This is a genomic window from Staphylococcus equorum (genome assembly GCF_001747895.1).
In the GTDB taxonomy this organism is placed as follows: domain Bacteria; phylum Bacillota; class Bacilli; order Staphylococcales; family Staphylococcaceae; genus Staphylococcus; species Staphylococcus equorum_A.
Genome location: NZ_LNNB01000009.1, coordinates 773,069 through 785,799 on the forward strand (window position 1 = coordinate 773,069; position 12,731 = coordinate 785,799).

Sequence of the window (12,731 nt, forward strand, 5' to 3'; positions counted from 1 at the left end):
AAAACTATAAAGGTGTGGTAGTATGCAACAAAAAAAATCGAAAGCAATATTCTGGGTACTTGCTGTAGTAGCTGTAGTATTCTTGCTTTTATTTAGCTTTAGTTTAGCTGCAACAAATGTTCCATTGATGATTTTAACACTTATATTACTCATTGCAACATTTGGTTACGGTTTCACTTTAAAAAAGAAATATCGCGAAAACGATTGGCTATAATCGAGTCAAATTTTATATACAATCTATAAAAGCGTCTCAATTCTAACAAATAGGATTGAGGCGCTTTTCATAGGTTGTTTTTTCTTCTAAAATGCTCTTTTATTATTTGTTTTTTAAACGTTGTTGCAATAATCCAATGATTTCATTATTTTTTTGAAAATGTTGTTCAATGAGTTCAGCATGCAATTGTTTATTCGCCATTACAATCGAACTAGGTTCATAAATTGATAATGCATCTCCCATTAAATCTGTACCTTTTCCACCTACTTCATTTAAGACAATGAGTCCACCTGCAAAATCCCAAGGTTGTAATCTAGGTGTAATATATCCAGCTAATTTTCCAGTTGCGACATGAATAATTTCTAAAGCAGCTGATCCATAAGCTCTGGCACTCCTGGATTCTTCTACTATAGGTTTAAATAATTCTCCTAAACGTGGTTTGGTTAGCCAGTTAGGATTGATACCGATAATACTTGTACTTAAAGGCGTCGATTTTATTTCAGGAAGTCGATTTTCATTTTCGAATGCTCCTTCCCCAGTCTTAGCATGATATAGTGCATCGTTCATTACATCATATACAAATCCTGCATAAGGTTGTCCATCATTATAAATACCAATGGAAATTGCGAAATTTTCTTTTTGATGAACAAAATTCAATGTGCCATCAATTGGATCTACTACCCATACAACACCTGACACATTATTCAGGTCATGGCCATGACCTTCCTCACCAATAACGTGGTGGTTAGGATATGTCTGTAAAATATTTTCAAAAATATAGTTTTCTGTAGCTTTATCTACATTTGTCACTAAATCATTAGGATTTGATTTCGTTTCTATTTCTATATCTTCTTTCATTATTTTTTTTACATTATTCCCTGCCTCTAATATGAGACCTTTAGCAAACTCGTAAACAGTCATTGTATCAGCTCCTTATTCACTTCTCATTATACAGTAATTAATACTCAAAAAGTTAATGCGCAACTTTTCTATTTTCTAATAATAATATGTATAAAAATATATTTTGAATATTTTATGGTTTCTTACATGTATACCCTATTTTATCTTTTATACACGCGCACTATAAAGTTATGTTTTAGGTGCGCATAATGGGCAAAGACAATGTTAATCCAATTATATTATGCTACAATACAGACGTATATAATGTTTACAGGAGGCCCCAATGACTAAGTACATATTTAAACCTAGAGATTTCAAAGCATTCACAGTTGATGGTCTTGATGCAAGAATGGAAGCGTTAAATGAACGTATCCGACCACAGCTGAATGAATTAGGTGATTATTTTGCACAATATTTAGAAACAGTAACCGGTGAAAAATTTTATCCACACGTAGCTAAACATGCGCGTCGAAAAGTTAACCCACCAAAAGATACATGGGTCGCATTCGCTACAAATAAACGCGGTTATAAAATGCAACCACATTTTCAAATAGGTCTGTTTGAAAATCAATTATTTGTCATGTATGGTATCATGCATGAAACAAAAGACAAAGCACAACAAATAAAAGCTTTCGAGGACCAATTTGAAACACTTAAAAATTTACCAAATGACTACAGCATTAGTCCTGATCATATGAGCCAAGAAAAAATTTACATTCATGAAATGTCAGATGAAGACCTAACAAAAGCGCTCAATCGTGTTAAAGAAGTTAAAAAAGGTGAGTTCTTTGTAGCTCGTACATTGTCACCAAATGCCGAACAATTAGAAAGCGACAAAGTCTTTTTAAACTTCCTCGAAGAAACCTTTGAACAATTACTCAAATTTTATAAATAATTCATCTGAAATATCTAAAAAGCACGCGACTTAAAATGAATTTAAGTCACGTGCTTTTTCTATTATTACTTATTTATCTTTATAAATGATTGCTAGGAACATTTAATAAATGTACGGGTCATCATCTTTTTTTCGTTTCATTTCTGCCTCAGGATCCATGTCTTGCTGCTGGGGCTTTTCTCTTTCTTTTTCGTTATTATAAATATTATAATTTGGCATCTGATTAATTTGATTACCTTGATTCGTATTATCTTTTTTCGAAAATAACATAATACCTACAATTAGCCATAAAATCATTGCGATAAAGTTCCCACCAGATATACCAATAATAGCCGAAACAATAAATAAACATCCTGCTAGTATGCGATTACCTTTAATTGTAAAGACCGCAATAATAGCCAAAATCGTTGAAATAAGTGTAAAGATACCTTGTAGTACGATAGAAGCTTTAAAAGCTCCTGAGGTAATTTCTGTCCCTTGTTGTTGGTTCATTTCATTAAATACTGCTTTAAATTCTGGTACGTTGATGAAATTATATGCAATAACCATAAATAATAAGTATATTAAACTAAGACTAATTGCTATCCATGCTAGGGTACGTTCTGCTTTCCTACTCATATGCTTCCTCCTATAAATTCATTAATTATATCATAGCAAATTTATGAATAATTAAAAATAACCACGACCTATCGCTAAATGATATTATGTTAGAGCGATATAAATAAAAACCCGATTGCCTCACATTATGTGAACAATCGAGTCTAGTAGTTGAATACCAAATTGAATTATTATAAAACAACACAACTTTTATTATGATTTGTCTTTTGTTTCAGAATCATTTTGTTCTTCAGATGTTGTATCTTGTGTTTCTTCAACATCTTGTGAAGTCATTTTCTTACGTTCTTCGAAATTCTTTCTACGCTGATTTGCTGCACTCGGTTGTTGTTTACGTTTTTCTTTTTCACGTTTTCTGCGTTCTTTTTTCTCTTGTTTAATACGTGCTTTTTCTTCAGCTTTTTCTTGCTTCAATCTAGCAGCTTCTTCAGCCTCTTCTTGTTTACGACGTTGTTCTTCTTCTTGCTCAGCTTGTTTTCTTTGTTGCGCTTCATACGCTTCTTGTTTACGGCGTTGTTCTTCTTCTGCTATACGTTGATTTTCTAATTCTGTTTCTTTAGCTTGTTGTTCTTGTTGCTCATTTGTTACTGCATCTTTGCTACTTTGATCTTCGTTGGCAACTGCTTCACCATCTTCATTATATACATTGCTAACTTGACCGAAATCATCTTCAGTACTTTGACTGTCATCATCAACATTATTGTGTTTTCTTTGCTTATAGTTATATTTTGCTTGTCTAGAAAGTACTTGTGGTTCTTCATCAGATGCATTATTTTCAGAGTTTACTTTTTCTGCAACTTCAGAGCTATAACCACCTCTTCTTAATTGATTATCATTACTTTGTTGTTCTACGTCAGAAGTTTGTTGCTTTTCAATATATTGAGGTGAGTTTGGTTCTGATTGTTGCTCATAATTTGAATAACGCCCTTGGTACCCTTCTGCATAATATGCAGGCACTGTTTCTACTTTTTCTTTTCGTGCAAACATCATGATTGCCACGATTAAAAATAGAATAGGAATAATTAGTGGTACAAATAACAACACTAATGGCAACGTCACTATCGTTGCGATTAAGAATAAGAATCCTGATAAAATTCTTATATTCATTGAAATTAAGGCTAAAAATGATAAAAGCAAGCAGACAATGAAATATACTATAATCGCCCACACGCCATTTTGTAGCCATATTACAAATTGGATTGTGTTTAATCCATTATTCGCTAATATTTGTTGAACAAAATCATTGCCATTCAATGAAGTCTCCAAATTTTGTATTGATGCTTCACTACTAAAAGATACTAGTGCAATAAACATCGTAATAATGGTTAGTAATAATAAGAATATCCAACTCAACCAACCTAATACTTTTTCTGCTAGTCGACTCACCGGACGTCTAACTTGAGTATATTGCTCTCCTGACATGTCTTTACAACTCCTTATATTGCTTGTCAAACTATTATATCGAATTAACGATCAAATAACTACTAACTATGACTTATTTTAATGACATTTTAAAATTTAAAAATCTTTCATTATATTCACTTAACGCCTCTTTACCTAAATCTTTATAAACTTCTAAATTGGCTTGTTCTTCCTTTGTAGGATAAAACCGTTCATCATTTTTTATGCTTTCAGGCAATTGAGTTCTTGCTGCCTTATTAGGTGTCGCATAGCCCACCCATTCTGTATTTTGTTTACTATGTTCAGCATCTAATAAAAAGTTCATAAACTTATAGGCACCTGCTTTATTTTGTGTGGTCTTAGGTATAACCATATTATCAAACCACAGATTTGAACCTTCTTTAGGTACTACATAATCAAATCCTTCATTTTGTTGTACAATAGGAGCTGCAACACCGCTCCATACCACTGCAATATTTGCTTCATGCTGTTCTAACATCATTGAAATTTCATCACCTACCACGCCTTTAACATTAGGTCCTAAATGCGTTAAGTCTTTCTCAGCTTCTGCTAAATATGATGAATGTGTCTCATTTATACTATAACCTAATTTATTTAAAGCTACACCTATCATTTCTCTCGCACCATCTACTAATAATATATCATTTTTATATTTTGCTTTATAAAGCTGATCCCACGACTCAAAGTTATCATTTGGGTATATATTTTTATTGTAAATAATACCTACAGTACCAAAAAAATAAGGTATTGAATACGTATTATCTTCATCAAATGGCATATCAAGATAATCTGCATCAAGATTTTTCATATTAGGTAGTTTCTCATGATTTAGAGGTAATAACAATTGTTGTCTTTTCAATTTTTGAACTGTATAGTCACTCGGAAAAGCAACATCATAATGAGTGCCACCATTTTTAATTTTGGCTTCCATCGCTTCATTTGAATCAAATGTTTCATAAACGACTTCTATTCCTGTTTCTTTTTGGAATTGTTTTAATAAACTAGGATCAATATATTCTCCCCAATTATAAACATAAATTTTTTCACCAGTGTCAGAGTGCTGCTTTGAAGTGAATCTTTGGCTGATAAATAAACATATCAGACCAACGACAATAGAAATTATAATTAACTGTAAAAAACGTTTCATTATAATATACCCCGTTTCACTTGTTTTTTATGCTTAAGTATTTTTTTAATAAAATAATACCCTAGTATACTTAACATAATACCAACAAATAAAATGGTAGATATTGCATTAATTTCCATGCTAATACCTTTTCTTGCCATTGCATAAACTTCTACGGAAAGCACACTAAATCCATTACCAGTAACAAAGAAACTGACAGTGAAATCATCTAATGAATAGGTCAACGCCATAAAAAAGCCCCCGATAATTGCTGGCATTAAATGAGGCAACATTACCTTATTCAATACTTGAAACTCCGTTGCACCTAAATCACGAGCCGCGTTTAATGTATGATTATTCATTTCATACAATTTAGGTAACACAATAATTACCACAATAGGAACACAAAAAGCAATGTGTGAAATAAGTACCGTTATCAACCCAAGACCTATACCAGTAAAATGTCCTATAGCAGTAAACATAATTAAAAATGAAGCGCCAATAACAACATCAGAAGATACCATTAAAACATTATTTAATGTAAGTAATGAAACTTTTAATTTCTTGTTTTTTAAATGATATAAGCCAATTGCACCTAATGTTCCTATTACAGTAGCACATCCAGCGGCTAATAATGCTACACCAATCGTATTAAAAATGACAGACATTAATCGGTCATTACTGAATAACGATTGATAATGTTCCAAAGTAAAGCCATCAAAATGAATCATATTACCAGCAGCATTAAACGAATAAACCATTAAAAATAATATTGGAGCATATAAAATAGTAATTAATATACCGATATATAATTTGCCATACCATCTCATATGATTCACCTTTTCCTATTCGTAACATTAGTATTCGTAATAATTAAGATGAACGCCATAAATACGATTAAAAACAACGCAATCGTTGAACCCATTCCATAGTTTTGTATCACTAGAAATTGTTCTTCTATGGCTGTCCCAATATTAATCACTTTATTACCTGCAATAAGTCTCGTAATCATAAAAAGCGACAATGCAGGTATAAACGTGACTTGAATTCCTGTCAGTACACCTTGCTTCGTAAGTGGTAGGATGATTTTTCTAAATGTTGTTAGCTTATTCGCACCTAAATCACTTGAAGCTTGCAAAATATTTTCAGGAATATCCTTCATACTATTAAAAATAGGTAAAATCATAAATGGAATATAAATATAACTTGCTACTATTAAAAAAGCAGGAACAGTAAATAACAATTCCATTTTAGGCAAATGTAAAAAATTCATTATTTGATTGATAATACCATCATGACTGAAAATGCCTATAAATGCATAGGTCTTCAGTAGTAAATTAATCCAAGTTGGTACGATGAGTATAAGTAACCATATATTTTGATGTTTAGATGAACTTATAAAATATGCAGCTGGATAGCTTATAAGTAGCGTCATACACGTAATTGCTGCAGCAAAACATACCGAGTCCCAAATCATCGTGAAATATTTCAATGAAATCATCTGTTTATAATTTTCCAAACCAAAATGCCCTTGCATATCAATAAACGAGAAATAAACAAGAAGCATCACAGGAACAACGATAAATAAAACCATCCACATTATATAGGGTATAAATAAAAATGTATTAATCTTGCGCATAATCGATTTCCTCGTAACTTTCAATACGCTTATCAAATTCAGCTTCACTTTCACCTGGTACCATAATATGAATTGCTTCTGGTTCAAAGTATAAACCAACTTTACTATTAACTTCTGCTTTTTTAGTAGAGTGAATCAGCCATTCGTAACCTTTACTATCAATGCAATTGATTTCATAATGTACACCTCTGAAAAGCATAGAAGCAACTGTCACTTCGAATAAACCTTGCTCCAGTTGAATCAAGGATATATCTTCTGGCCTAATCACTACTTCTACATGCTGTTGTGGTGGTATACCCATGTCTACACATTCTATATCTTGACCGTAAATATTCACGATATAGTCCTTTATCATTGTGCCTACAATAATATTTGATTCTCCTATGAAATCGGCAACGAAACGATTTACTGGTTCGTCATATATATCAGTTGGCGTGCCAAATTGTTGTATTTTACCATTTTTCATTACAAATATATAATCACTAAGCGCTAACGCTTCTTCCTGATCATGTGTAACAAAAATAAATGTTATACCTAATCTAGACTGTATTTCTCTTAATTCATACTGCATTTGCGTTCTTAATTTTAAATCAAGTGCTGATAAAGACTCATCTAATAATAATATTTCTGGCTCATTTACGATCGCACGTGCAATTGCAATACGCTGTTTTTGCCCCCCACTCATACCTTCAATTGTTCTATCTTCATAGCCAGTGAGTTTAACAAGATTTAATGCTTCTTGCACTTTTTTATTAATGGCGCTTTTGTTCATTTTCTTTAATTTTAATCCAAAAGCAACATTATCATAAACATTTAAATGCGGAAATAATGCATAGTCTTGAAATACTGTATTCACCTTGCGTTTGTTTGCTGGTATATGATTAATTGACTGATTTTGATATATAATATCGCCTTCATCGGCTTGTTCAAATCCTGCAATAAGTTTTAAAATTGTTGTTTTACCACAACCAGAAGGTCCAAGTAATGTATAAAAATGACCTGACTCAATATCTATATTAATTTTATCTAATATGGGTGTATCATCATAAGCTTTACTTACAGCATTAAAAGATAATAACGGACTCATTTGTGCTTCCTCCTATAAATATGATGCAGTTGCAACAATCATAACTCGAGCTTCATTTGATGTAGAATTAATTAATTTATGTTCTTGCTTTGCTTTAAAATAAAGCGCATCTCCCATTTCAGCATGAAACACGTTACCACCTAACAATAATGTAACTTCACCTGCTAAACAATATATAAATGTATCCGAATTTGAAGGTTCAAAATTTTTATATGCAGCATTTCCATTTAAAGTAATTATAAGTGGTTCCATTTCAAACTCATTAGATTGCGAAATTGGCCAATGAAGTATATTGATTCTCAATTTGAGTAATATAGCCTTTTGATAAATCTGTGCGTTCAGCTAACTCTCCTTGAGTGAGATTTTTAATTTGTCTTAGTGTTTTAATCTTCTTACCTATATTCATCATGACATTCTTTATATAAATTAACTTTTTAGGATTATACGGCATTTTATGATGTGCACTACACTAAAATTTCGCAAAAATAAAAAAGCTATATACTGTTTACTTTTATCAAACGTTTTATTTAATGCTTAATAAAAATATCAGAATATAGCTTATATAACAATAGTTATTTTTTAGTTGCACTGAAAAACTTTTGACTGTTGTCAGTTTGAACTGTTTTTACTGCTTGGTAACTATTATATCCACTACTTTTTTCGAATTCTTTAAAAATCTGTTTTTCTTCTGCTTTTCCAGGAACAATTGTTTTGAATTGTCTGTAGCGATCTAATAATAATTTACCTTCTACTTCTGATTCATAAAAAGATTCTACAGCATTGAAAAATGATACAACTTGCATCATTTCATCATTTGACCACTCAAGATCTATCGGATATTGATACTCCATATAAGTATCCCTCCTACTTTTTATCAAATATTTTAGTTTCTTTTAGATTTTACATTTTAAAATAAAAAAGGGAGCGGGACAGAAATCAAAATTTGATTTCGTATTCCCGCCCCCACAAGGCTATCGTTATATCTGTTACAACAATGAAATTACATTGTGTGTACTGGTAAACCTATAGCTTTTTCAGCAGCTTCCATAGACATTTCACCTAATGTTGGGTGAGCATGTACAGTTAATGCTAAATCTTCAGCATTCATTCCAGCTTCGATTGCTAAACCTAACTCAGAAATAATATCAGAAGCGCCAGTACCAACTACTTGAGCACCTACTAATGTATTATCTTCTTTAAGCGTAATAAGTTTAACAAAACCAGTAGTGTCATCTAATGATAACGCACGGCCGTTAGCTGCATAAGGGAATTTAGAAGCAGTAATTTTTAATCCTTCTTCTTTAGCTTGAGCTTCTGTATAACCTACTTGAGCAAGTTCTGGCTCAGTGAAACATACAGCAGGCATACCGATGTAATCTACTTCTGATGCTTCACCAGAGATTACTTCAGCTGCTACTTTAGCTTCATAGCTTGCTTTATGCGCAAGTGGTAAACCAGGAACGATATCACCAATTGCAAAAATGTTTTCAATTGAAGTGCGGCTCTGTTTGTCTACTTCGATTAATCCACGTTCTGCAAATTTAAGACCTAATTCTTCTAAGCCTAATTCATCAGTGTTAGGACGACGACCTACAGTAACTAATACATAATCAGCATCGATTGTTTGTTCTTCGCCGTTTACTTCGTAAGTTACTTTAACGCCGTTTTCAGTTTCTTCAGCCGATTTAGCCATAGCTTCAGTTACAATGTCAACGCCTTTTTCTTTCATACCTTTTTTAACAGGTTGCGTCATTTGTTTTTCAAAACCGCCTAAGATATCTTTAGCGCCTTCTAAAATAGTAACTTCTGAACCAAAGTTTGCAAAAGCAGTTCCAAGTTCAGAACCAATATAACCGCCACCAACAACTACTAATTTACCAGGAACTTCTTGTAAATTTAGAGCGCCAGATGAATCAATTACACGATTTCCAAACTCGAAGTTAGGGATTTCAATTGGTCTTGAACCAGTTGCAATAATCGCGTTTTTAAAGTTATATGTTTGAGCACTTTTCTCATCCATAACACGTAAGCTATTGTTATCAACAAAGTAAGCTTCGCCTTTAACGATTTCTACTTTATTACCTTTTAACAATCCTTCAACGCCACCAGTTAATTTTTCAACTACTGATTGTTTGAATTCTTGAACTTTATTAAAATTAAGTGAAACACTTTCAGCAATAACACCTAAATTTTCTGAGTTCTTAGTTTCATCATAACGGTGTGAAGCGTGTAACAATGCTTTAGAAGGAATACATCCAACATTAAGACATACGCCACCTAATGTGCCTTTTTCAACGATTGTTACTTTTTGACCTAACTGTGCTGCACGAATTGCTGCAACATAGCCTCCTGGTCCTGCTCCGATTACAATAGTGTCTGTTTCAATTGGGAAATCTCCAACTACCATATTTTACCCCTCCATTAATAATAATTCTGGATTATTCAATAAACGTTTGATATGATTCATAGCATTTTGGCCAGTAGCACCATCAATTTGTCTGTGGTCAAAGCTTAATGATAATGATAATACTGGTGCAGCTATTATTTCTCCATCTTTAACAATTGGTTTTTGTGCAATACGGCCAATGCCTAATATAGCTACTTCTGGGTGATTGATTACTGGAGTGAACCATTGTCCACCAGCAGAACCGATATTACTGATCGTACATGTAGCATGTTTCATTTCATCTGCAGCTAATTTTCCGTCACGTGCTTTAACAGCAAGTTCGTTAATTTCGTCTGAGATGCTGAACATTGATTTACGGTCTGCATGTTTAACAACAGGAACTAATAATCCTCTGTCAGTGTCTGCAGCAATACCGATGTTCCAATAATGTTTGTGTACAATCTCGCCAGCATCTTCGTTAAATGAAGTGTTAAGCGCTGGATATTTTTTAAGTGCAGAAACAAGTGCTTTAACAACATAAGGTAAGAAAGTTAATTTAGTACCTTGTTCAGCTGCAACTTCTTTGAATTTTTTACGGTGATCCCATAATTCTTGAACATCAATTTCATCCATTAATGTTACGTGAGGCGCAGTGTGTTTTGAGTTAACCATTGCTTTACCAATTGCTTTACGCATTGCAGGTATTTTCTCAGTTGTTTCTGGGAATTCGCCTTCTGTAGAAACTGTTGCTGATTGTGCTGCACTTGAAGTTTCTTCAGTTGTTGTAGCTGCACTTTCATTTGAAGCTGCTTCTCCGCCACCATTTAAGTAAGCGTCCACATCTTCTTTAGTTGTACGGCCATTTTTACCTGAACCTGAAACAGCTTTAATGTTAACGCCATTATCACGAGCATATTTACGAACTGAAGGCATTGCTTTAACGCGTTTGCTTTCATCTATTTCTTCGTCTTTAGAAGCTTGTGCAGGTGCTTCTTCTTTAGTGCTTTCTTCTGCAGGTGCTTCTGTTTCTTCACTTGCTGAATCGTCACTTTCACTACCTTTGAATTGCATTTCTTCTGCATCTGGTGAATCGATTTTTACGATTGTGTCACCAACAACTGCTACAGTACCTTCATCTACTAGTACTTCTTCAATAGTACCTGAAACAGGTGATGGGATTTCAACAACTGATTTATCGTTTTGTACCTCAGCTAAAATATCGTCCTCTTCAATTGTATCTCCAGATTTAATAAACCATTTTACAATTTCACCTTCGTGGATACCTTCACCAATGTCGGGTAATTTAAATTCAAATGCCACGTTATTATCCTCCTAAAAATTCATATTAAGTCAAAAATTAGAAATTGAGCGATGAACAATTAAGTCACTATCTCATGCTATAAATATATATTTAGATGAAGTAGGTGTATCAACTAAACTGATATCATCCTACTTCATTAAATATATATTAAAATTCTAAAGTTTCTTTCGCTTTTTCAATGATGTCGTTTTTGTTTGGTAACCAAACATTTTCAGCTTGTGTAAACGGATAAACTGTATCTGCCGCTGCAACACGAGCGATTGGCGCTTCTAATGAAAGAATAGAGCGTTCTGCTAATTCAGAAACAACTTGTGCTCCAACACCAGCTTGACGTTGCGCTTCTTGTATTACTACAGCACGTCCTGTTTTTTCTACTGAAGCAACAAGTGTTTCGATATCGATTGGTTGAACTGTACGTAAGTCAATAACTTCGACTGAATAACCATCTTTTTCTAACTCTTCTGCTGCTTTTAATGACTCTTGTACCATTGCACCATATGCAATAAGCGTAATGTCATTACCTTCTTGTTTCACACTTGCTTTACCAATTTCGATTGTGTACTCTTCTTCAGGTACTTCATCACGGAAAGAGCGGTATAATTTCATATGTTCTAAATATACAACTGGGTCATTACTTCTGATTGCTGAGATTAATAATCCTTTAGCATCATACGGATTAGACGGAATTACAACGTGTAAACCTGGTGATTGAGCTAAAAGACCTTCTAAGTTGTCAGCATGCAATTCTGGTGTATGAACGCCACCACCAAATGGTGCACGAATAGTAACAGGTGATTGTTTAGAGTTACCAGAACGGAAACGCGTACGCGCAATTTGTCCTGCTATAGAGTCGAATACTTCAAATACAAATCCTAAGAATTGTACTTCCATTACTGGACGGTATCCTTGAGTAGATAAGCCTAAAGCTAGACCACCAATACCAGATTCAGCTAAAGGTGTATCAAATACACGGTCTTCACCGAATTCTTTTTGTAAACCTTCAGTTACACGGAAAACACCACCGTTAACACCGACGTCTTCACCGAAAAGTAAAACATTTTCATCGTTTTGTAATTCGGTTTTAAGCGCGTTGTTAATCGCTTGAACCATTGTCATTTGTGCCATC

At 33.3% G+C, this 12,731-nt stretch carries 13 protein-coding genes and 1 pseudogene; 2 read left to right on the forward strand and 12 right to left on the reverse strand.

Annotated features, from left to right (window positions below):
* Positions 1-22: 22 nt before the first annotated feature.
* Positions 23-214 (forward strand): DUF5325 family protein, encoded by a 192-nt coding sequence (locus AST02_RS05675; protein ID WP_069816374.1) that lies wholly within the window; start codon positions 23-25, stop codon positions 212-214.
* Between the two features lie 102 nt (positions 215-316).
* Here AST02_RS05675 and AST02_RS05680 read toward each other — a convergent pair whose 3' ends face one another.
* A complete protein-coding gene (locus AST02_RS05680; RefSeq protein ID WP_069816376.1) occupies positions 317-1,135 on the reverse strand; it encodes an inositol monophosphatase family protein in 819 nt (272 codons plus the stop codon).
* Positions 1,136-1,397: 262 nt separating this feature from the next.
* On the opposite strand from AST02_RS05680, the gene AST02_RS05685 reads away from it, so the two are divergent.
* A complete protein-coding gene (locus AST02_RS05685; protein ID WP_069816378.1) occupies positions 1,398-2,009 on the forward strand; it encodes a YktB family protein in 612 nt (203 codons plus the stop codon).
* A 102-nt stretch (positions 2,010-2,111) separates the two neighbouring features.
* Here AST02_RS05685 and AST02_RS05690 read toward each other — a convergent pair whose 3' ends face one another.
* From AST02_RS05690 to AST02_RS05740, 11 genes and pseudogenes are all read right to left on the reverse strand, one after another.
* Positions 2,112-2,627 (reverse strand): DUF4064 domain-containing protein, encoded by a 516-nt coding sequence (locus AST02_RS05690; protein WP_069816380.1) that lies wholly within the window; start codon positions 2,625-2,627, stop codon positions 2,112-2,114.
* A 192-nt stretch (positions 2,628-2,819) separates the two neighbouring features.
* Entirely contained in the window at positions 2,820-4,046 is a 1,227-nt protein-coding gene (auxB, locus tag AST02_RS05695; protein ID WP_069816382.1) for a lipoteichoic acid stability factor AuxB, read from the reverse strand.
* A 73-nt stretch (positions 4,047-4,119) separates the two neighbouring features.
* The gene (locus AST02_RS05700; RefSeq protein WP_069816384.1) at positions 4,120-5,193 is read right to left on the reverse strand and encodes an ABC transporter substrate-binding protein; all 1,074 of its coding nucleotides are present in this window, start codon (positions 5,191-5,193) and stop codon (positions 4,120-4,122) included.
* On the reverse strand, positions 5,193-6,002 hold the full coding sequence (locus AST02_RS05705) for an ABC transporter permease (protein WP_069816393.1): 810 nt from the start codon (positions 6,000-6,002) through the stop codon (positions 5,193-5,195). The genes AST02_RS05700 and AST02_RS05705 overlap by 1 nt, the downstream gene beginning before the upstream one ends.
* A gap of 5 nt (positions 6,003-6,007) precedes the next feature.
* Positions 6,008-6,811: an ABC transporter permease gene (locus AST02_RS05710; protein ID WP_069816396.1), complete on the reverse strand. Its 804-nt coding sequence runs from the start codon at positions 6,809-6,811 to the stop codon at positions 6,008-6,010.
* Positions 6,798-7,898, reverse strand: coding sequence for an ABC transporter ATP-binding protein (locus tag AST02_RS05715; RefSeq protein ID WP_069816399.1), 1,101 nt, complete (start codon positions 7,896-7,898; stop codon positions 6,798-6,800). Before AST02_RS05715 ends, AST02_RS05710 begins: the two co-directional genes overlap by 14 nt.
* 12 nt (positions 7,899-7,910) lie before the next feature.
* A pseudogene (locus tag AST02_RS05720) lies at positions 7,911-8,304 on the reverse strand (helix-turn-helix domain-containing protein).
* A 166-nt stretch (positions 8,305-8,470) separates the two neighbouring features.
* Entirely contained in the window at positions 8,471-8,749 is a 279-nt protein-coding gene (locus AST02_RS05725; RefSeq protein ID WP_069816400.1) for a UPF0223 family protein, read from the reverse strand.
* A gap of 149 nt (positions 8,750-8,898) precedes the next feature.
* Entirely contained in the window at positions 8,899-10,305 is a 1,407-nt protein-coding gene (gene lpdA / locus AST02_RS05730; RefSeq protein ID WP_069816402.1) for a dihydrolipoyl dehydrogenase, read from the reverse strand.
* A gap of 3 nt (positions 10,306-10,308) precedes the next feature.
* The gene (locus tag AST02_RS05735) at positions 10,309-11,604 is read right to left on the reverse strand and encodes a dihydrolipoamide acetyltransferase family protein (protein WP_069816404.1); all 1,296 of its coding nucleotides are present in this window, start codon (positions 11,602-11,604) and stop codon (positions 10,309-10,311) included.
* Positions 11,605-11,752: 148 nt separating this feature from the next.
* Positions 11,753-12,730 carry an alpha-ketoacid dehydrogenase subunit beta gene (locus AST02_RS05740; protein ID WP_069816406.1) on the reverse strand — a complete coding sequence of 326 codons (978 nt, stop codon included), beginning with the start codon at positions 12,728-12,730 and terminating at the stop codon, positions 11,753-11,755.
* Position 12,731: the final 1 nt, after the last annotated feature.

Coding starts and splice junctions, on each gene's coding strand:
- AST02_RS05675 (WP_069816374.1), top strand. CDS start 23: ATGCAACAAAAAAAATCGAAAGCAATATTCTGGGTACTTGCTGTAGTA.
- AST02_RS05680 (WP_069816376.1), bottom strand. CDS start 1,135: ATGACTGTTTACGAGTTTGCTAAAGGTCTCATATTAGAGGCAGGGAAT.
- AST02_RS05685 (WP_069816378.1), top strand. CDS start 1,398: ATGACTAAGTACATATTTAAACCTAGAGATTTCAAAGCATTCACAGTT.
- AST02_RS05690 (WP_069816380.1), bottom strand. CDS start 2,627: ATGAGTAGGAAAGCAGAACGTACCCTAGCATGGATAGCAATTAGTCTT.
- auxB (WP_069816382.1), bottom strand. CDS start 4,046: ATGTCAGGAGAGCAATATACTCAAGTTAGACGTCCGGTGAGTCGACTA.
- AST02_RS05700 (WP_069816384.1), bottom strand. CDS start 5,193: ATGAAACGTTTTTTACAGTTAATTATAATTTCTATTGTCGTTGGTCTG.
- AST02_RS05705 (WP_069816393.1), bottom strand. CDS start 6,002: ATGAGATGGTATGGCAAATTATATATCGGTATATTAATTACTATTTTA.
- AST02_RS05710 (WP_069816396.1), bottom strand. CDS start 6,811: ATGCGCAAGATTAATACATTTTTATTTATACCCTATATAATGTGGATG.
- AST02_RS05715 (WP_069816399.1), bottom strand. CDS start 7,898: ATGAGTCCGTTATTATCTTTTAATGCTGTAAGTAAAGCTTATGATGAT.
- AST02_RS05725 (WP_069816400.1), bottom strand. CDS start 8,749: ATGGAGTATCAATATCCGATAGATCTTGAGTGGTCAAATGATGAAATG.
- lpdA (WP_069816402.1), bottom strand. CDS start 10,305: ATGGTAGTTGGAGATTTCCCAATTGAAACAGACACTATTGTAATCGGA.
- AST02_RS05740 (WP_069816406.1), bottom strand. CDS start 12,730: ATGGCACAAATGACAATGGTTCAAGCGATTAACAACGCGCTTAAAACC.